Source organism: Novosphingobium kalidii, from assembly GCF_040534015.1.
Taxonomy (GTDB): Bacteria; Pseudomonadota; Alphaproteobacteria; order Sphingomonadales; family Sphingomonadaceae; genus Novosphingobium; species Novosphingobium kalidii.
In genome coordinates this window covers 58,421-77,089 of sequence record NZ_JBEWLY010000023.1, presented here as the reverse complement: position 1 = coordinate 77,089, position 18,669 = coordinate 58,421, and the positions used below count along the sequence as shown (strand labels likewise).

Sequence of the window (18,669 nt, the reverse complement as noted above, 5' to 3'; positions counted from 1 at the left end):
GCGAAACACAGCAGCGGCAGGCAGCATTGGCCATGCTTGAGAAGAGCCGCCCTGCCTTGGTGTGGCGGCGCCTTGTCGCTGATACCGAGACTCCGGTCGGCGCTGCACTGAAGCTGTTTGAGGCTGGCCGAGGCGACTTCCTTTTAGAGTCTGTAGAGGGCGGTGAGACACGGGGCCGCTATAGTCTCGTGGGGCTCGATCCGGATCTGGTCTTCCGCGCCGGTCCCGAGGGCTGCGAGATCAATGCTGAGTGGCAGCGCGATCGTCAGGCTTTTGTTTCACTTGGTGCCGACAGCCTCGGGGAGCTCCGTTCGCTGGTGGAGGCCTGCCGGATCGACGTGCCGCCCGAACTTCCCTCGGCTCTTGCCTGCCTCGTCGGGTACTTCGGGTACGAGACGATCGGGCTGGTCGAGAAGCTGCCGCGCGCCCCACAAAGCGCGCTTGAGTTGCCCGACATGCTGTTTGTGCGCCCATCGCTGATCCTCGTGTTCGATCGGCTCAGCGACGAGCTATTCTGTGTCGCTCCGATCTGGCCTGGCACAGGCGATCCGGAGGCGCTCGTCGCAGCGGCCGAAGAGCGCATCGACGAAGCCTTTCGGGCGCTCTCGCGAACTGTACCAGCGCCTGTCGGGGCGGCGCCTCTTGCCGTTCCCGAACCGCAGCCGGTCCTCTCGCCCGAGGACTACCGAACGATGGTCCTGCGCGCGAAAGAGTATATCGAAGCAGGCGACATTTTTCAGGTGGTGCTGGCGCAACGCTTCACCTGTGAGTTCCCGTTGCCCCCGCTTGCGCTCTATCGCGCGCTGCGCCGGGTGAACCCGTCGCCATTCCTGTACTTCCTCGATCTCCCCGGCTTCGCCCTGATCGGCTCCAGCCCCGAGATCCTCGTGCGTGTCCGGAACGGCGAAGTGACGATCCGCCCGATCGCAGGCACTCGTCCGCGTGGCGCAACGCCCGCCGAGGACAAGGCCAACGAAGCAAGCCTCCTCGCCGATCCCAAGGAGCGGGCAGAGCACCTCATGCTGCTGGACCTCGGGCGCAATGACGTCGGCCGCGTCGCAGCGGCCGGGACGGTTGAGGTAACCGACAGCTACACTATCGAACGCTACAGCCACGTCATGCACATCGTCTCGAACGTGGTGGGCAAACTCGACACCGCGAAGCACGATGCCGTCGATGCCGTTCTCGCCGGGTTTCCCGCCGGGACAGTGTCGGGTGCGCCCAAGGTCCGCGCGTGCGAGGTGATCGCGGAGCTCGAGCCCGAGGCCCGCGGCGCTTACGCCGGGGGAGTAGGTTACTTTGCTCCCGATGGCTCCGTCGACTCCTGCATTGTCCTGCGTACCGGCGTTCTCAAGGATGGCGTGCTTCACGTGCAGGCTGGAGCCGGCATCGTGGCGGACAGTGACCCGGCATATGAGCAGCGCGAGTGCGAGGCCAAGTCAGGCGCCCTCTTTGCTGCCGCCCGCGAGGCGGTCCGCGTTGCGGGAGAGCCGGGCTTCGGCCAGTGAGGATTCTTCTTTCCGCGCTGGCGGCGCTCGCGCTCGCCGCTTGTGACCGCGCACGAGACACGGCCTCCGCACAGGAAGCCCCCCCTCCACCGCCCTGCTCCAGCGCCACGTTCGAAGACACTCCGCTCACGCATTGCATCGCGGATCCGGCGCAGCATACGGTTCGCGTGGTACTCGGCCCAGAAGACGGAAGCCCTTACCGCAGCTTGTCGGAACTGGCGGTCGGAATGGGTGAAAAGGCGAGCCGAGTCGCATTCGCCGTGAACGGCGGCATGTTCGATGCCGATGGCATGCCGATCGGCTACTATGTCGAGGACAGCAACCGCCGCCACACGTTGAACCGCAACGAAGGCTGGGGCAACTTCCACTTACAGCCGAACGGCGTGTTCTATGGCTCCGATGGTAAGTGGGCGGTGCGTGCCAGCGACGACTTCGCCGCGCATGTCAAGAAGCGGCCGGAGTTCGGAACGCAGTCCGGTCCGATGCTGGTGATCGACGGCAAGCTCCACCCCCGGTTTGACGCGGACGGCCCCTCGCGCAAGCTGCGCAATGGAGTCGGTGTCGACAAGCATGGGCGCGCCCATTTCGTCATCAGCGAGGCGCCGATCTCTTTCGGCAAGTTCGCGCGCTACTTCCGCGATGAACTGAACACGCCCAACGCCCTGTTCCTCGACGGCAGCGTATCGTCCTTATGGGACCCGAACACCGGTCGGGTGGATGGCGGCCCACCGCTCGGCCCCTTGATCGTCGTCGAGAAAAGGCACAAGGCAAAGCCATGATCCTCGTCATCGACAACTATGACAGCTTCACCTGGAACCTTGTCCACTACCTCATGGAACTGGGCGCTGAGGTCGAGGTTGTACGCAACGATGCGCTCTCCGCAGAGCAAGCGCTGTCGAGCGGGGCACAAGGCTTCCTCATTTCACCCGGCCCCTGCACACCCAACGAGGCGGGCATCAGCCTTGACCTTGTCGGCGCTGCCGCGGACGCGGGCAAGCCGTTGCTCGGCGTATGCCTGGGACACCAGTCGATCGGGCAGTACTTCGGAGGCAAAGTCGTGCGCGGCGGGCTGATGCATGGCAAAACCTCGCCCGTCAGCCACGACAGCAGCGGCGTGTTTGCCGGACTTCCCGCACCTTTCACCGCCACGCGCTATCACTCGCTGATCGTCGACGACATTCCCGAAGCGCTGCAGGTCAACGCCAGGTCGGACGATGGCCACGTCATGGGCTTTCGCCACGCGAGCTTGCCGATCCACGGCGTCCAATTCCACCCGGAGAGCATCGCCACCGAACACGGCCACGATATGCTGGCGAACTTCCTCAAGCTCTGCGGCGTCGAGACGCGCCTGCCGGCATGATGACCGTTATGCCCCCCACCATCGCCGAAACCGAGGCGCTGTTTGGGCGCATGCTCGACGGCGAGATGAGCGACGAGCAAGTCACCGAGGCGCTCCTCGCCATGTCCAACCGCGGGGAAACCGCTGAGGATATCGCTGGCGCCGTCCTTGCCATGCGCGCCCGGATGATCCCGGTGGCCGCGCCGGCAAATGCCATCGACGTTTGCGGCACGGGTGGTGATGGCCAGCACAGCCTCAACGTCTCCACAGCCGTGGCCATCGTCGTCGCAGCCTGCGGCGTGCCGGTCGCCAAGCATGGCAACCGTGCCGCATCGTCGAAGGCAGGTGGCGCCGATACACTGGAAGCGCTCGGGCTCGATCTCACCCGCGCCAGCGACCTCGCGGAAGAGACGCTGGCCGATATCGGCATTGCGTTCCTGTTCGCGCAGAAGCATCATCCCGCGCTGGCTCACCTCGCTCCGGTCCGCAAGGCCATCGGCAAGCGCACGATCTTCAATCTGACCGGCCCGATGTGCAATCCCGGCCGCGTCACGCGCCAACTCGTGGGAGTGGCGAATCCGGTCTACGTCCCGATCTATCGCGATGCGATGGCAATGGTCGGCTGCGGAGCGGCAATGGTCGTGGGCGGCGAGGAAGGCCTGGACGAGCTTTCGATCGACGGCCCCAGCGTTGTCGCCACAATCAACTGCGGTAACGTTCCTGAGCGGATCACGCCTGCCGACGCCGGCCTCCCGACGCATCCGCTCGATGCGCTGCGTGGCGGTGACGCGAACTACAACGCGGCTGCCCTGCGCCGCCTGCTGAGCGGCGATCTGGGGGCATATCGTGATGCCGTCCTGCTCAACTCCGCCGCTGCGCTCGTCCTTGCTGGAGAAGCCAGCGACTTGCGCGATGGTGCCGAGGAAGCCGCCGAAGTGATCGACAAGGGCCTTGCCAAGGCCCTGCTCGACTGCTGGATCGCGGCCACTTCGAAGTAACGAGATGTCCGACAAGCTCATAGAAATCTGCGCTACAAAGCGCGAGGAAGTCGTCGCTCGCAAGGGCGACGCCACGGAAGCGGACCTCGACGCCCGCGCCAGCGAGCAGACGCCTCCACGAGGCTTCCGCAAGGCCCTGGAAGCAAAAGCCGCGCATGGGTTCGCGCTGATTGCTGAAATCAAGAAAGCGTCGCCGTCCAAGGGGTTGATCCGAGCCGACTTCCGTCCCGGTGAGCACGCGCTGGCGTATCAACTGGGTGGCGCGGCCTGCCTGTCCGTGCTCACCGATGCACCTTATTTCCAAGGCCACGAAGACTTCCTGATGGATGCGCGGGCTGCCTGCGATCTGCCTGTCCTGCGCAAGGACTTCATGGTCGATCCCTGGCAAGTCGCCGAAGCACGTGCAATCGGTGCCGACGCGATCCTGATCATCGTCGCCGCGCTCGATGACAATCAGATGGTCGAGATTGAGGCTGCCGCGCTTGAGCGTGGCATGGACGTGCTCGTCGAGGTTCACAACGAAGATGAGATGGCACGCGCGAGCCGCCTGAAATCACGCCTGATCGGCGTGAACAATCGCGACCTCAAACGCTTCGTAACCGATCTTGCGGTTACCGAGCGGCTTGCTCCCCTCGCGCCTGAGGGCACGCTCCTGGTCAGCGAAAGCGGCATCAACTCGCACGCGGATCTTCAGCGCCTTTCCGCTTGCGGAGCGCGCACGTTCCTTGTGGGGGAAAGCCTCATGCGCCAGCCCGACGTGGAACAGGCGACGCGGGCCCTCCTCTTCGCCTGATCCTCGGCGCATCCGCAGAGAGCTTGTCTCTCTGTCCTACAACGATCGGCTCTGGCATGACGGCGTGATGGCCCAATTTCAGCAGCACGTCTCGGAACCATTCGCTCACCACTCCAGAAAGCGCGGGATTTTCCTTTCCAGGACACCGGCAATTGCGGCAACCTGCGCCGCATGAGCAAATCCCTTTCCCACATCGACGCCGAAGGCACGGCCCGCATGGTCGACGTCGGCGCCAAGGCCGAGACCCAGCGGCTCGCCGTCGCCTCCGGCCGCGTCCGCATGAGCCCCGAGGCGCTCGCAGCCATCCGAGCAGGGAATGCGCCGAAAGGTGATGTGCTCGGCACGGCACGGATCGCCGGCATCATGGCCGCAAAGCGCACCGGAGATCTGATCCCGATGTGTCATCCCCTGGTGATCGACGCGGTTAACGTCGACTTTGCTTTCGAGGGGGACGCCGTTCGCGCCACCGCCACCGCTTCGCTCACGGGCAAGACCGGAGTCGAGATGGAGGCGGTCACCGCCACAGCCATCGCGCTGGTCACCATTTACGACATGGCAAAAGCGCTCGACAAGGCGATGGTGATCGAGGACGTGCGCCTGATCGAGAAGCGCGGCGGCAAGTCCGGCCACTGGCGGGCGGACGAGGCATGATGCGCGAACCACCGCTCCAGCTGGAAGAGGCGCAGGCTCGCCTTCTCGCCCTCGTCGAACCGCTGCAGATCGAGCGAGTCGATATCGACGGTGCGCTTGGCCGCTATCTCGCCGAGCCGCTGCGGGCCCGGCGCACGCAGCCTCCTGCAGCGCTCTCTGCCATGGATGGCTACGCCGTGTCCGAGGGCGATCTTACCGGGCCTTGGCAAGTCGTCGGAGAGAGTGCCGCAGGCCACCCCTTCGAGGGGACCATCAGTTCGGGCCAAGCGGTGCGGATGTCGACCGGTGCGCGCCTTCCGGCGGACGCCGCTTGCGTCATCCTGCAGGAAGATCTCGCGCGAGATCAGGATCGGCTGACACTGACGGGCGAGCCGCCGTCGCCAGCGCACAAGCACATCCGTCCTTGCGGCCTGGATTTCCGCGACGGTGATGAAGTGCTGCCGATCGGCACGCGACTTGGCCCTGCACAACTGGCACTGGCAATCAGTGCCGGGCACCGGCACTTGCCGGTGCGCCGTGCGCCGTCCGTGCTGGTTATGGACAGCGGAGACGAGCTCGCCTCTGACCCAGAGGTCTGCTTGGAGCATCAGATCCCCGCAAGCAACGCCGCCATGCTTGCCGCCATGGCTCGGGCGCTGCCTTGCGAGGTTCAACGCGTTGGCCCCGTGCCCGATTCGATGGAGGCGCTTGCGGAAGCGCTCTCCCAAGGCGCGGATGCAGACGTGATCGTCACCAGTGGTGGTGCATCGGTCGGCGATCACGACTTGGTGAAGCCGGCGCTCGAGGCTTGGGGTGCAAAGCTCGGGTTCTGGCGCGTGGCGATCAAGCCGGGCAAGCCCATCATTGTCGCCACGCGTGAGCATGGCGGCAAACGGCAGATCATTCTTGGCCTCCCGGGAAATCCAGTCTCAAGCCACGTGACCGCTTACTTGTTCATGCTGCCGCTGCTGCGGGCGCTGCTCGGCGCCGCTCGCCCTCTCCCTCGCACGCTGAGACTAAGGCTCGGGGCTCCGCTGCCCAGCAATGGTGGGCGGCGTTGTTTCGTGCGGGCCACTTGGGACGGCGAAGTCGTCTGTGCGCAATCCATTCAGGACAGCAGTGCATTGGCATCCCTCGCGGCGAGCAACGTGCTGATCGACCGGACCGCGAATGCACCCGAGGCTCTCGCCGGCGAAGACGTCGACGCGTTCTGGATCGAGAATGGCGGAATTGCTTGACGGGCGACTTCTTGTTGCTTACTTGTTCGCTAATTGTTCACGACAAGAACGCCTGAGGAGGCGCCGAACATGTTGACGCGCAAGCAGCACGAATTGCTCCGTTTCATCCAGGCCCGCCTGGAAGAAACCGGCATCTCCCCCAGCTTCGAGGAGATGAAGGAGGCGCTGGACCTGAAGTCCAAGTCGGGCGTGCATCGCTTGATCTCCGCGCTGGAAGAACGCGGCTTCATTCGCCGGCTGCCGAACCGCGCCCGAGCGCTTGAGGTCCTCAAAGAGCCTGAGAACGCAGCACCTCGCACCGCGGCCAAGCGTGCCGCCAACAGCAATGAAGCGCCTCGCGCGCAGCCGCCCGTTCCCTCTCCAGCCAATGACGTGATCGAGATCCCGCTTCACGGACGCATCGCCGCAGGCGTTCCGATCGAGGCACTGGAAGGCCAGGCATCGCTTTCTGTTCCGGCAGCGCTCCTGGGCTCAGGCGAGCACTATGCGCTTGAAGTCTCCGGCGACTCCATGATCGAGGCGGGCATTCTGGATGGCGACTTCGCGTTGGTGAAGCGCACCAGCACTGCGCGTGATGGCGAGATCGTCGTGGCGCTTGTTCGGGGCGAGGAAGCCACCCTCAAGTACTTGCGTCGCGAGGATGGCATGGTGCGGCTCGATCCCGCTAACGCGGCTTACGAGGCGCAGGTCTACTCGCCAGGAGAGATCGAGGTGCAAGGCAAGCTTGCAGGATTGCTGCGCCGCTATCACTGATCGATTAGGGCGCAGCTGAAGCAGAAGCGCTTACCGCGGGGCGCGAGGGCTGTCTGTCCTCGGCCCCTCGCCACCACCCGTGCCGACCTTCGCTGTCCGCGACGCTGCTAACGCGGGCGTTTGCAAGATCGATGGCGAGACCGCCCGTGTGCTGGAGAAGCCTGCGATCGACCTTGAGCCACCGGGGCCGGCAACTCCGCGGTAGCCAGCGGTCGGAGATCACCAGGTCCACACGCTCGCAAGCGGCGGCCAGGGCGCGTTCCGGCACGGCATCGCGGCTTCGCGTCAGCAGGAGCTGCCAATCTCGCTCGCCGCGCGTCAAGGTTATGACACAGGTGTCACGATTACAGTCCGCGCCAGGAAGGCTGACTAGAGACGTCGGTGTGCCGCTCATGCCTGCGATCTCAACCAGATTGTCCCTAACAAAATCGCTGCGGCTGGGGCGAAGGACGAACAGAGCGTCCGCCTCCTTCGACAGCAAGCCCACGTGGCGGCCGTCGCCCGAGATGAGCAGGTCCGGCGGCCGAGCCGTGGCTACAAGCACAGCCCCAAGCACCGCCGGTGCCAAGCCGAACCAGCGCACTTTACCGGACCACAGACCGAACCAGAGGCCGCCGCCAATGAACAGAGCAAACGCCGTTCCCGCCATCGCAGGGATGACCGTCACGGCGCCGGGCCGGCTGGCTACCCAGTGCGCAAGACCATTCAACCCGGCGATCGCATGGCCCGCTATCCACCAGGCTGGCGCTCCCATGCTCACTAGATCAAGCAGCAAGCCGCATAGAACCGAGGGCATGATCACCAGCGTGGTGAGCGGGATCGCGACCACATTGGCGAAGGCGCCGTAGATCCCCGCCCGGTGGAAGTGATAAAGGCCGATCGGCATCAGAGCGAACTCGATCACGAAGCCAGTCAGCAACACGAGCGCGAGGTGTCTCAGCGCCCGGACACCCAAGCCCTCCTCTCGTGGTGTCAGGAACCGGCGGACCGGCCCGGCGCCTGACAAGGCTATAATCGCAAGCACAGCGGCGAAGCTCATCTGGAAGCTGGGACCGGCAACGGCCTCGGGCCAGAGCAACATGACGAGAAACGCCGCCACGGCCAGCATACGCAGCGACAAGGGCTCGCGCCCGAGCGCAAGCGCCATCAACACAAGCAGTGCGCCGATGCACGAGCGCACCGTCGGCACCTGAGCGCCGGTCAGCAGGGTGTAGCCAACACCCGCAAAGGCGCCGAAACCTGCGCCCACGACCGGTAGCCGTACTCGCAAGGCCAACCACGGCCACAGCGCCAGAAGCCGGAGGCTGACGAAGTAGACCGCGCCGATTACCGCGCTGACGTGAAGTCCGCTGATCGAGAGCAGGTGCGCGAGGCCCGCGTCCCGCATCGCCTGTGCGTCGGCTCCGACGATCCCGCCCACATCGCCGGTGGCGAGCGCTGCTGCGATGCCGGCCTGCCGGTGCTCCAGTTGCTCCCGAATATGGCTGGAAATTCTCCGGCTCGCGCTACCCAGCCAAGGCGCGGCACCGCCCTCGTCCACGATCTTCGGCGCTTCGAGTGCTGTGCCCGTCGCGGCCAGCCCCTTGAACCAAGCGGTACGTGCGAAGTTGTAGGCGCCCGGCAGCATCGGGGGCGCGGGCGGCATCAACCGGGCGCGGAACCGCACCACCTGACCGGCATGGAGGCCATCGGCGCTCCCAATTGCGTCGGCCAGATTGATCCGGACGCGAATGGCGCGTTCGCCACCCGGCTCACGCGTGGCAAGTACAAGCCGGCTGCGGGCCTGAGCTGGCTGGGTTTCCACGGCGAGCACTGTCCCCGTCAGAGTCGCCACCCCCGGTGCGGCAATGGGGGCCGCGCCAACAAAGTGCGAGCGGGCCCATACCGAACCGCAGCCGGCTGCGACCACCAGAGGCACGACAATCCCGCTTAGCCGCAGATAGGGATAACGCCCGTAGGAGCCCAGAGCGGCAGCGAACCCGGCAGACAGCCCTCCGCACGCAACCATAAGCGCCAGCCAGTAACCGGGGGCCGGCAATGCGAACCAGACCGCGATGCCCGCACCGAATGCAACTGCCAGCCATGGCATACGATCGAACCCGGCATCGCCAAGAAATCGCTCGACTGCGGCCAACCCTCTCGACAAGCGGCGCGCACTGTTCCATGGCCCATGTTGCAGTGCAGCGCCCCCGGGCGCGGCGGGCGGCAGGATATCTCGGCGCGCGGCTCGGGTGGCCATGTGCGCATTGGACAGGAAGGACAAGGCGATGGCAAGCGGCAGCTTAGCGGAGGCGACGCAAGGCGGAGCTCCAGCTGGCGCTCGTCCCGTGGTCACACGGTTTGCGCCTTCGCCCACCGGCTATCTTCATATCGGCGGCGCACGCACCGCTCTCTTCAACTGGCTCTATGCACGTCATCACGGCGGGAAATACCTCCTTCGCGTCGAGGATACCGATCGCGCCCGCTCGACTGAGCCGGCGATCGGCGCCATCTTCGACGGGCTCTCATGGCTCGGTTTGGAAGGCGATGAAGAAGCTGTCTTCCAGTTCGCGCGCTCTGACCGCCACGCGGAAGTTGCCCGCAAGCTGATCGAAGCCGGTCACGCCTACCGGTGCTACATGACGCAGGAGGAGCTCGCCGCTCACCGCGCGAAAGCGCAGGAAGAGCGCCGCCCCTTCCGGCTCGCAAGCCCCTGGCGCGATGCGGATGCGGCAACTTGGCCGGCCGCCGAACCATTCGTCGTGCGCATCAAGGCGCCGCGTGAGGGCGAGACGGTGATCGACGATCTCGTCCAGGGCACTGTGACGGTGCGCAACGAAGAGATCGACGATTTCGTTCTCCTGCGTTCGGACGGCACGCCCACTTACATGCTTGCCGTTGTGGTTGACGACCACGACATGGGCGTCACGCATGTGATCCGCGGTGACGATCACCTCAATAATGCGTTCCGCCAGCTTGCGATCATCGACGCGATGAGTGCGATCGAGGGTTGGGGGCGTCCCATCTACGGGCACGTTCCGCTGATTCATGGCGCGGACGGTGCAAAGCTTTCGAAGCGGCATGGTGCCTTGGGCGTCGATTCGTACCGGGACGAACTTGGCATCCTGCCAGAAGCGCTGTTCAACTATCTCTTGCGTCTGGGCTGGGGCCACGGCGATGACGAGATCATCGCTCGCGAACAGGCGGTCGCCTGGTTCGACATCGCGCATGTGGGCAAGTCGCCCTCGCGTTTCGATCTCGCCAAGCTCCAAAACCTCAATGGCCATTACTTGCGCGAGGCGGACGACGGGCGCCTCGCTTCCCTCGTTGCGCAGCGCATAGACGGCGCGGCCAATCTCGCCCTTCTCGAGCAGGCGATGCCCGTGCTGAAAGTGCGCGCCAAGGACCTGAACGAGCTGGCGGAAGGCGCCGCGTTCCTGTTCGCGACGCGGCCGCTAGCGCTGACCGAAAAGGCTGCAGCGCTCCTGACTGAGGAAGCGCGTACGCGCCTCGCTTCCATGCATGAGCGCCTCAGTGGGGAGGCGAACTGGACGGCCGAGAGTCTGGAAACCAGTCTCAAGGCAATGGCCGAGGATCTGGGTATAGGCCTTGGCAAACTCGCACAGCCCTTGCGGGCTGCCCTGACGGGTCAGACGACCTCGCCGGGGATCTTTGATGTTTTGGTTCTGCTCGGACGGGAAGAGAGCCTCGCGCGGATTGGCGCGCAGGTTGCCGCTCCTGCCGGGTCGCAAGTCTAGGGAGAATAAGCACTTGGCAAACCAGGCAAAGCTCAACGCAGCGGGCAAGGACTTCGATTTCCCCGTCCTTCAGGGCAGTGTCGGCCCCGAGGTCATCGACATCCGCAAGCTCTACGCCCAGACCGGGAAGTTCACCTTCGATCCCGGTTTCACCTCGACGGCGTCGTGCGAATCGGCACTGACCTACATCGATGGCGACGAGGGCGTACTGCTCCATCGTGGTTATCCCATCGGTCAGTTGGCCGAGCACTCCAGCTTCATGGAAGTCAGCTATCTCCTGCTGAATGGGGAACTGCCCAGCAAGGACGAGCTCGACACCTTCAGCTACACCATTAGCCGCCACACGATGCTGCATGAGCAGCTCGCAACGTTCTATCGCGGCTTCCGTCGCGACGCGCATCCGATGGCGATCATGTGCGGCGTGGTCGGCGCACTCTCCGCGTTCTACCACGATTCCACGGACATCGCGGACCCTGAGCATCGCAAGATCAGCTCGCATCGCCTGATCGCCAAGATGCCGACGATCGCAGCCATGGCGTACAAGTACGCGGTAGGGCAGCCCTTCCTCTACCCCGACAACAACCTGAGCTACACCGGCAACTTCCTGCGCATGACCTTCGGCGTGCCTGCTGAAGAGTATGAGGTAATCCCGGCGGTCGAGAAGGCCATGGACCGCATCTTCATTCTGCACGCGGATCACGAGCAGAACGCCTCGACTTCGACTGTGCGCCTCGCCGGTTCCTCGGGCGCCAACCCCTTCGCCTGCATCGCAGCAGGCATCGCATGCCTCTGGGGCCCTGCTCATGGCGGCGCCAATGAAGCGGCGCTCAACATGCTGAAGGAAATCGGCACGCCCGATCGCATTCCGCACTACATCGAGCGCGCGAAGGACAAGAACGATCCGTTCCGCCTGATGGGCTTTGGCCACCGCGTCTACAAGAACTACGACCCACGCGCGACTGTGATGCAGTCGACCGTGCGCGAAGTGTTCGAGGCGCTGAAGGTTACCGATCCGTTGTTCGAAACCGCGTTACGGCTGGAAGAGATCGCGCTCAACGATCCCTACTTTGTCGAGAAGAAGCTTTTCCCGAACGTGGACTTCTATTCGGGAATCATCCTTTCCGCGATCGGCTTCCCAACCACAATGTTCACGGTGCTCTTTGCGTTGGCCCGCACCGTAGGCTGGGTGGCGCAGTGGAACGAGATGATCAGCGATCCCGGCCAGAAGATCGGTCGTCCGCGTCAGCTCTACACGGGTCCGACGCAGCGCGACTACGTGCCGCTCGACAAGCGCTGATCATAGCAACACGAGACGATTGGAAGGGCTCCGGTGCAAACCGGGGCCTTTCTCATTTCAGGACACTGGGAAAAGGGGGAAGCTGTCGGAGCGCCTCAGGCGGGGACGAGCAGCCAGATAGCACCTGCGAGCACCACTGTGACGGTCACCAAGGACCACGTCATGATGCGGATACGAACAGGTCCGAGTTCGGAAACCGTGTGGGGTTGAAGACGCCCGACTATCCGGCATGCACGACGCTGTGCCGAGAAGAAGATCAGGATAGCGATCACGAAGAAGCCAGTGGCAATCCCTTTCGCCACCCATGCAGGCTCGAGCGAGCGGAACAAGGCGTTAAGGCCGAGGCCGATACCCACCGCCGCCATGCCTGTCCTTACCCAACCGGCATAGGACCGCTCATGGGCTAGCACCGTGCGATCCTCTGCCAGGTCGGTGCGATCTTCCGCCAGCGTCTCTTTGTTCTCCGCCATCGCTCTATCGTCCAGAAATCACAACAACACGAACGAAGCTTTGCAGAGTGCGGGGCATAATCTCTAAAGAGATGAGAATGCGCTTTTGTTTCCGGCAGCCGCCGGTACCGCACAGTCTACGCGGCATAAACCGTTCGAACATGGGGCGATGAAAGCGAAGTCAGGGATGGCTATATGGGCGCGCGAAGCACCTGTCCGCTGAACTGCCGCACCCCGCTGCAAGAACAAGCGACACCTGAGGAACAACAGCAGAATGTCCGACCAGGTATCCGAGCGCCGGGAGAAACTTTTGTGGATCGCTCGGTGTGGCTGGAAAGGGCTTTGCCCGCGTTGCGGCAAGGGGCGCATGTTCACCAAATGGTTGAAGCTGGCAGACACGTGCCCCGTATGCGGTCTGGAATACAGCTTCGCAGCGCCTGATGATGGTCCGGCGTTCTTCTCGCTGTGTATCATCGCATTTCCGCTGATCTTCTTCGTCGTCTGGCTTCAGGTCGCCTTCAACCCACCGTTCTGGGTTCACCTGCTGACGTCCTTCCCCCTTCTCGGCCTGGGGTGCATACTGCCGCTGCAGCCGATCAAGGGTTGGCTGGTGGCGTCGCAGTATGTGAACAAGGCCCAGGAGGCCGGCACAGCGCAGCTGTGGGAGCAGCTTCACGGTAGCCGCGGCAACTGGCTCGATGATCACACCCCCCCGAATGGACAAGCGGCTGGGACCGATGATCCCGCGACCAAGGAAGACTGACCGGAGCCCTTACCCGGCACGAAAAGACCTCACGAAGCGCAAGCTCCGCGAGGTCCTTCGGTGATCTCAAATGGTTCTTATCGCAGCGAGACGACGTTGTCCGAAACGCGCGGATCCTTGCGCTCGCCAGTATAGAGGCTCGCCATCGGCTCGTCGGTTACGATCACACTCTCTCCCTGACCGAAACCGTTGAAAGCGGTGCGCATGGCAGCACCATAGGCACCCAGCATGCCGATCTCGATGTGATCGCCTGCCTTGATATCTTCCGGCAACTGGAAGGGACCTTCCATGTAGTCGGCATCATCGCAGGTGGGGCCGTAGAAGGCGAAGTCTTCCAGTGCTTCCGAGCGTCCCTCGGCCAGGCACTTGACCGGAAAGCGCCAAGCCACGTGAGCGGCATCGTAGAGAGCGCCGTAAGCGCCATCGTTGATGTATAGCTCCTTGCCGCGGCGCTTCTCGACCTTGACGATCAACGAGTTGTACTCGGCACATAGCGCCCGGCCGGGTTCGCACCACAGCTCTGCGTTGTAGGCAATCGGCAGCGCCTCGAAGTGGCGGTGGATGATAGCGAAGTAGTCCTCAAGCGGAGGTGGCTCCATGCCCGGGTAAACCGACGGGAAGCCTCCGCCCACATCGATCATATCGATGACCACGCCCGCATCGGCAATCGCGGCACGCACGCGCTCAAGCGCTTGGACGTAAGCGAAGGGCGTCATTGCCTGGCTGCCTACGTGGAAGCACACGCCAAGCCAGTCGGCTACCTGGCGGGTCTCCTGGAGGAGCGGACCTGCGTCAGCGAGGTCGATCCCGAACTTGGAAGCCAGGCTCAGTTCGGAATAGTCAGACGAGACGCGCAGACGCACGCAGAGGCGAAGGTCGCTTGCAGGGTTACCGCTCGCGTCCGCCGTAGCAGCGACGATCTTCTCCAACTCCTCACGCGTATCAAGGCTGAACGTGCGCACGCCATGCTGGAAATAGGCCTCGCGAATGGCGCTTGCCGTCTTCACCGGGTGCATGAAGCACAGCGTGGCGGAAGGCAGCGTTGCACGCACCAAGCGCACCTCGGCGATCGAGGCGACATCATAATGCGTGATTCCAGCTCCCCAGAGGATCTCAATCAGATCCGCCGATGGATTCGCCTTTACCGCGTAGAGTGACTTGCCCGGAAACTTCGTGGCGAAGAAACGAGCAGCACGCGCCGCAGCGTGCGGGCGATTCAGAATAACGGGTTCGTCGGGCGTTAGGGCGCGCGCTACAGCCGATGCGTCAAGATGATGGTGCAACTCAAGGGACCCCCAAACGGATGTTAGCGAAAAGCTGCCTTGCGGTTTGGAAGGTCCCATGGGGCAGCGGAGGGCGGATATAGGGGGGTACGCGCGAATCGCAAGACAAAAACGCGATGCTTCACAAAACCGTCACATACCTGGAAGTGCTCAAGCTGCGTGAGGCCTGACAATACGCGATTGTCGATGCATAACAGGCATTTACAAGCTCTCCTATTTCCTCATGCCTACGGCTGGAAATCAAGAAACGCGGATTCAGGCCGCGGCGTTGCATGAGACAGCTGTGATCCGAGCTCGATCGGGTCGGAAGAAAGCCGGGTCGTGCCCTCATTTCAGCTCAGGCGATCGCGAAAGTCCTCGTAATCGAATCGCCGGATGCATTCGAGTGCATCTGTTTCGGAGTCCCAAAGCCAGATGGATGGCAGCGGCACACCGTTGAAGGTCGTGGTCTTCACCATAGAATAATGCGCCTGGTCGAGGAACGCGAAGCGCTGCCCCGGCTCCGCTGGCATCGGCAACGCATAGTCTCCGATTACATCGCCTGCGAGGCATGAAGGCCCGCCAAGCCGCACGCGGTCGTGCTGCGCCATGACCTCGTCGGTCGAAGGTGCTGTCTCACCCAGCATGGCCGGGCGATACGGCGCCTCTATGACGTCTGGCATGTGGCACGTCGCGGAGATGTCGGTGGTGGCAACGGGAATGCCGTTCCAGCCAGTGTCGAGAATGGTGCCGACCAGGATGCCTGCGTCCAGTGCGATCGCTTCACCTGGCTCGATGTACACTTCCGCGCCGGTGTCCTCTGCGACGTCGGAGAGGAACTGCACCAGTTCGTCGCGCTGGTAATCCGCGCGGGTAATGTGGTGTCCGCCACCCAGGTTGATCCAGTTGAACTGGCCAAACCAGGGCTCCAGAAAGTCGAACACCTTGTCCCAGGTTCGCGCAAGCGGCTCGAAGTCCTGCTCGCACAAGGTGTGCATGTGTATCCCGTCGACCATGGCGATATGATCTTCGGTAAGCTGATCGATCGGAAATCCGAGGCGGGAGTGCGGCGCACAAGGGTCATACCGCGGCACTTCACCCTCAGCGTGGAGCGGATTGATCCGCAAGCCGATGTCGAAATTCTCGCCCCCTGCACGGGAAGCCTCGATGATTGGCCACAGACGTTCGATCTGTCCCGGGGAATTGAAGATGACGTGGTCCGAAAGGCGCAGGATCTCCGGCAGATCCTCGGGCTTGTAGGCCGCGCAGTAAGTGGTGATCTCGCCGTCGTAGAACTCTGACGCGAGCCGCGCTTCCCACAGACCGGAGGTACAGACACCATCCAGATACTCACCCACGATCGGCGCCGTAGACCACATCGAAAATGCCTTGAGTGCAGCCAGTACTTTCGCACCCGAGCGCTCGCCCACGTCCTGCAGCACCCGCAAGTTGGCACGCAGCTTGGCCGCGTCGACCACGAACGCCGGACTGTCGACGCGGCTCAGGTCGAAGCGGGCGAAGGCTCCGGGATCGCCGGCTCTGGTTTCCAATACAGTCTCCTGTCGTCAGCCTTGAAGCGTTAGAACGGCAAGGGGCCGGACAGTTCCTCCACGGACCAGGGCAGACCTTGCGTGTTCAGCATCTCCATGAAGGGATCGGGGTCCATCTGCTCGATGTTGAATACGCCCTCCCCCTTCCACTTGCCGGTGAGCATCATGGCCGCGCCGATCATGGCGGGAACGCCAGTGGTGTAGCTGACCGCCTGGTTGCCGGTCTCCTCGTAGGCTTCTTCGTGGTCGCAGATATTCTTGATGTAGAACGTCTTCTCGCCAGATCCATCGAGCGCTTCGCCGGTAGCGATATCGCCGATATTGGTCTTGCCCTTGGTCGTGGGGCCGAGGCTGGCCGGCTCAGGCAGAACCGCTTTGAGGAACTGCAGCGGGATGATCTCGACCCCGTTGTAGACCACCGGATCGATGCGGGTCATGCCCACATTCTGCAGCACCGTCAGATGCTGGATGTAGGCATCGCCGAACGTCATCCAGAAGCGCGCGCGCTCCAGCTCGGGAACGAACCTGGCGAGGCTTTCCAGCTCCTCGTGGTACATCATGTACATGTTCTTCGGCCCGACGGCCTCGAAGTCGAAGCTCTGCTTCACTGCCATGGCAGGGGTTTCGACGAACTGCCCGTTCTCCCAATGCCGCGCCGGCGCGGTGACCTCGCGGATGTTGATCTCGGGGTTGAAGTTCGTGGCGAAAGGCTGACCATGGTCGCCGCCATTGCAGTCCAGAATATCGAGCAGGCGGATGGTCTTGAGCTTGTGCTTCTTGAGCCACATCGCGAAAACGCTGGTGACGCCTGGATCGAAGCCGGAGCCGAGCAGCGCCATCAGACCAGCTTCCTTGAACTTGTCCTGGTAGGCCCACTGCCACTTGTATTCGAACTTCGCTTCGTCGCGCGGCTCGTAATTGGCGGTGTCGAGGTAGTGGGTGCCGGTTGCCAGGCACGCATCCATGATCGCAAGATCCTGGTAAGGCAGGGCCAGATTGACGACGAGCTCCGGTCCGATGCTCTCTATCAGCTTGCTGGTGGCGGCAACATCGTCCGCGTCGATCGCGTAAGTGGAGACGGAAACGCCGGTGCGCTCTCGCACGGACTGAGCGATCGCCTCGCACTTGGACACAGTGCGGCTCGCCAGATGGATGTCGCTGAAGATGTCAGGGTTCATCGCCATCTTGTGAACCGCGACCGAGCCGACGCCACCAGCGCCGATCACCAGAACCTTGCTCACTAGCCCGTCTCCTTCATCGTCGGCCTCACTTGGCCCACGGTTGCGAAAGGCCCGCATATAAGCGCGGCTTGTGACAAGACAACCGCACGTCGACGATGCTTGCGAAGTGCGGGGCGATGCGCCTAACCGGAAAGCCGTGACCTTGCCTGCATCCCATGCCCCAAGCCGCGCCGGCGTTTTGCGCGCGGCGCAGAAGGTGGCAGCAATCCTACCACCGACACCGCTGCTGCCGCTTGAGTTCGGGGGACGCACGCTGTGGTGCAAGGCGGAGTGCTTGCAGCCAGTCGGCGCCTTCAAGATTCGCGGCGGCTGGCACCGTCTCAGCGACTTGTCGGCCGAAGAGCGCCGGCGCGGCGTCGTCGGCGTGTCCAGCGGCAACCACGCGCAAGGCGTCGCCTGGGCGGCTCGGCGGCTCGGCATCGCGGCCACCATCGTCATGCCGGCTGATGCGCCGCAGGTGAAGCTCGACGCCACTCGTGCCCTCGGCGCCGAGATCGTGCTTTACGACCGCATGACGCAGTCGCGCGAGGAGATCGCTTCCGAATTGTGCGCGAAGACCGGCGCCATTCTGGTGCATGCCTTTGCCGATCCCTGGATCATCGAGGGTCAGGGAACGGTGGGCGTCGAACTCGATGAACAGATGCGCGCCCGTGCGGGTGGCTCCGCGTCGCGTATCATCGTTCCGTGCGGCGGCGGCGGACTGGCGGCGGGTGTAGCCCTCGCCTGTCCCGATGCCTCGCTCACTCTCGTCGAGCCAGAAGGATGGGACGATGTGGGACGCAGTCTCGCCGCCGAAGAGATCCTGCCGGTCGCCAAGGACGCTCCGGCCACTGCATGTGATGCGTTGCAGACGCTTTCGACTCAGCCGATCAATTTCGCCGTGCTCAAGGAGCGCTGCAGTGCGGCGCTGTGGGTCACGCCCGCAGAGGTGCGAGCAGCTCAGCGGCTCGCGTTTTCCAAGCTGCACCTAGTCGTCGAACCCGGTGGCGCTGCCGCACTCGCCGCCGTCCTTGTCGGCAAAGTTGAAGTCGACGAACGCACCGCGGTGGTGCTTTCAGGTGGCAACACGGATCCCGAAGCCTTCGCTCGGGTCCTCAGCACGGCGGATTGA

Annotated in this window: 17 protein-coding genes; 12 read left to right on the top strand and 5 right to left on the bottom strand. The window is 63.6% G+C overall.

The window, feature by feature from the left end; all coding sequences use genetic code 11:
• Positions 1 to 32: 32 nt before the first annotated feature.
• The 8 genes from ABVV53_RS14220 to lexA all read left to right on the top strand — a co-directional run bounded on the left by ABVV53_RS14220 (position 33) and on the right by lexA (position 7,259).
• Positions 33 to 1,508, top strand: a complete 1,476-nt coding sequence (locus ABVV53_RS14220) for an anthranilate synthase component I family protein (protein WP_353985305.1) — start codon at positions 33 to 35, stop codon at positions 1,506 to 1,508.
• Entirely contained in the window at positions 1,505 to 2,287 is a 783-nt protein-coding gene (locus ABVV53_RS14215) for a phosphodiester glycosidase family protein (RefSeq protein WP_353985081.1), read from the top strand. The genes ABVV53_RS14220 and ABVV53_RS14215 overlap by 4 nt, the downstream gene beginning before the upstream one ends.
• Complete coding sequence (locus ABVV53_RS14210; RefSeq protein WP_353985080.1) at positions 2,284 to 2,868, top strand: anthranilate synthase component II; 585 nt, start codon at positions 2,284 to 2,286, stop codon at positions 2,866 to 2,868. Before ABVV53_RS14215 ends, ABVV53_RS14210 begins: the two co-directional genes overlap by 4 nt.
• Positions 2,868 to 3,845 (top strand): anthranilate phosphoribosyltransferase, encoded by a 978-nt coding sequence (trpD, locus tag ABVV53_RS14205; RefSeq protein WP_353985304.1) that lies wholly within the window; start codon positions 2,868 to 2,870, stop codon positions 3,843 to 3,845. The genes ABVV53_RS14210 and trpD overlap by 1 nt, the downstream gene beginning before the upstream one ends.
• A gap of 4 nt (positions 3,846 to 3,849) precedes the next feature.
• Positions 3,850 to 4,638, top strand: a complete 789-nt coding sequence (gene trpC, locus ABVV53_RS14200; protein ID WP_353985079.1) for an indole-3-glycerol phosphate synthase TrpC — start codon at positions 3,850 to 3,852, stop codon at positions 4,636 to 4,638.
• Between the two features lie 171 nt (positions 4,639 to 4,809).
• Positions 4,810 to 5,289 (top strand): cyclic pyranopterin monophosphate synthase MoaC, encoded by a 480-nt coding sequence (moaC, locus tag ABVV53_RS14195; RefSeq protein WP_353985078.1) that lies wholly within the window; start codon positions 4,810 to 4,812, stop codon positions 5,287 to 5,289.
• Complete coding sequence (locus ABVV53_RS14190) at positions 5,286 to 6,506, top strand: molybdopterin molybdotransferase MoeA (protein ID WP_419956782.1); 1,221 nt, start codon at positions 5,286 to 5,288, stop codon at positions 6,504 to 6,506. Before moaC ends, ABVV53_RS14190 begins: the two co-directional genes overlap by 4 nt.
• A 69-nt stretch (positions 6,507 to 6,575) precedes the next feature.
• Positions 6,576 to 7,259 carry a transcriptional repressor LexA gene (gene lexA / locus ABVV53_RS14185; protein WP_353985077.1) on the top strand — a complete coding sequence of 228 codons (684 nt, stop codon included), beginning with the start codon at positions 6,576 to 6,578 and terminating at the stop codon, positions 7,257 to 7,259.
• A 4-nt stretch (positions 7,260 to 7,263) separates the two neighbouring features.
• Here lexA and ABVV53_RS14180 read toward each other — a convergent pair whose 3' ends face one another.
• Entirely contained in the window at positions 7,264 to 9,498 is a 2,235-nt protein-coding gene (locus tag ABVV53_RS14180) for a ComEC/Rec2 family competence protein (protein WP_353985076.1), read from the bottom strand.
• A gap of 28 nt (positions 9,499 to 9,526) precedes the next feature.
• Here ABVV53_RS14180 and gltX point away from each other — a divergent pair, with 28 nt between their 5' ends.
• Both gltX and ABVV53_RS14170 read left to right on the top strand, forming a co-directional pair.
• Positions 9,527 to 10,996: a glutamate--tRNA ligase gene (gene gltX / locus ABVV53_RS14175; protein WP_353985075.1), complete on the top strand. Its 1,470-nt coding sequence runs from the start codon at positions 9,527 to 9,529 to the stop codon at positions 10,994 to 10,996.
• Positions 10,997 to 11,009: 13 nt separating this feature from the next.
• Positions 11,010 to 12,293 (top strand): citrate synthase, encoded by a 1,284-nt coding sequence (locus ABVV53_RS14170; RefSeq protein WP_353985074.1) that lies wholly within the window; start codon positions 11,010 to 11,012, stop codon positions 12,291 to 12,293.
• Between the two features lie 95 nt (positions 12,294 to 12,388).
• On the opposite strand, the gene ABVV53_RS14165 is transcribed toward ABVV53_RS14170, so the two are convergent.
• Positions 12,389 to 12,763 (bottom strand): YidH family protein, encoded by a 375-nt coding sequence (locus ABVV53_RS14165; protein WP_353985073.1) that lies wholly within the window; start codon positions 12,761 to 12,763, stop codon positions 12,389 to 12,391.
• A 253-nt stretch (positions 12,764 to 13,016) separates the two neighbouring features.
• On the opposite strand from ABVV53_RS14165, the gene ABVV53_RS14160 reads away from it, so the two are divergent.
• Positions 13,017 to 13,505, top strand: coding sequence for a DUF983 domain-containing protein (locus ABVV53_RS14160; RefSeq protein ID WP_353985072.1), 489 nt, complete (start codon positions 13,017 to 13,019; stop codon positions 13,503 to 13,505).
• A 77-nt stretch (positions 13,506 to 13,582) separates the two neighbouring features.
• Here the strand turns inward: ABVV53_RS14160 and ABVV53_RS14155 are convergent, their stop codons facing one another.
• The 3 genes from ABVV53_RS14155 to ABVV53_RS14145 form a co-directional block, all read right to left on the bottom strand.
• Positions 13,583 to 14,788, bottom strand: a complete 1,206-nt coding sequence (locus ABVV53_RS14155) for a type III PLP-dependent enzyme (protein ID WP_353985071.1) — start codon at positions 14,786 to 14,788, stop codon at positions 13,583 to 13,585.
• A 332-nt stretch (positions 14,789 to 15,120) separates the two neighbouring features.
• Complete coding sequence (locus tag ABVV53_RS14150; RefSeq protein WP_353985070.1) at positions 15,121 to 16,317, bottom strand: carboxynorspermidine decarboxylase; 1,197 nt, start codon at positions 16,315 to 16,317, stop codon at positions 15,121 to 15,123.
• A gap of 29 nt (positions 16,318 to 16,346) precedes the next feature.
• Positions 16,347 to 17,558 carry a saccharopine dehydrogenase family protein gene (locus ABVV53_RS14145; protein WP_353985069.1) on the bottom strand — a complete coding sequence of 404 codons (1,212 nt, stop codon included), beginning with the start codon at positions 17,556 to 17,558 and terminating at the stop codon, positions 16,347 to 16,349.
• A 142-nt stretch (positions 17,559 to 17,700) separates the two neighbouring features.
• On the opposite strand from ABVV53_RS14145, the gene ABVV53_RS14140 reads away from it, so the two are divergent.
• Positions 17,701 to 18,669: a threonine ammonia-lyase gene (locus tag ABVV53_RS14140; RefSeq protein WP_353985302.1), complete on the top strand. Its 969-nt coding sequence runs from the start codon at positions 17,701 to 17,703 to the stop codon at positions 18,667 to 18,669.

What these genes read in the sequence shown, in the direction of transcription:
- ABVV53_RS14160 (WP_353985072.1), top strand. Translation starts at nt 13,017, where the DNA reads ATGTCCGACCAGGTATCCGAGCGCCGGGAGAAACTTTTGTGGATCGCT.
- moaC (WP_353985078.1), top strand. Translation starts at nt 4,810, where the DNA reads ATGAGCAAATCCCTTTCCCACATCGACGCCGAAGGCACGGCCCGCATG.
- gltX (WP_353985075.1), top strand. Translation starts at nt 9,527, where the DNA reads ATGGCAAGCGGCAGCTTAGCGGAGGCGACGCAAGGCGGAGCTCCAGCT.
- ABVV53_RS14220 (WP_353985305.1), top strand. Translation starts at nt 33, where the DNA reads ATGCTTGAGAAGAGCCGCCCTGCCTTGGTGTGGCGGCGCCTTGTCGCT.
- ABVV53_RS14190 (WP_419956782.1), top strand. Translation starts at nt 5,286, where the DNA reads ATGATGCGCGAACCACCGCTCCAGCTGGAAGAGGCGCAGGCTCGCCTT.
- lexA (WP_353985077.1), top strand. Translation starts at nt 6,576, where the DNA reads ATGTTGACGCGCAAGCAGCACGAATTGCTCCGTTTCATCCAGGCCCGC.
- ABVV53_RS14210 (WP_353985080.1), top strand. Translation starts at nt 2,284, where the DNA reads ATGATCCTCGTCATCGACAACTATGACAGCTTCACCTGGAACCTTGTC.
- trpD (WP_353985304.1), top strand. Translation starts at nt 2,868, where the DNA reads ATGACCGTTATGCCCCCCACCATCGCCGAAACCGAGGCGCTGTTTGGG.
- ABVV53_RS14180 (WP_353985076.1), bottom strand. Translation starts at nt 9,498, where the DNA reads ATGGCCACCCGAGCCGCGCGCCGAGATATCCTGCCGCCCGCCGCGCCC.
- ABVV53_RS14165 (WP_353985073.1), bottom strand. Translation starts at nt 12,763, where the DNA reads ATGGCGGAGAACAAAGAGACGCTGGCGGAAGATCGCACCGACCTGGCA.
- trpC (WP_353985079.1), top strand. Translation starts at nt 3,850, where the DNA reads ATGTCCGACAAGCTCATAGAAATCTGCGCTACAAAGCGCGAGGAAGTC.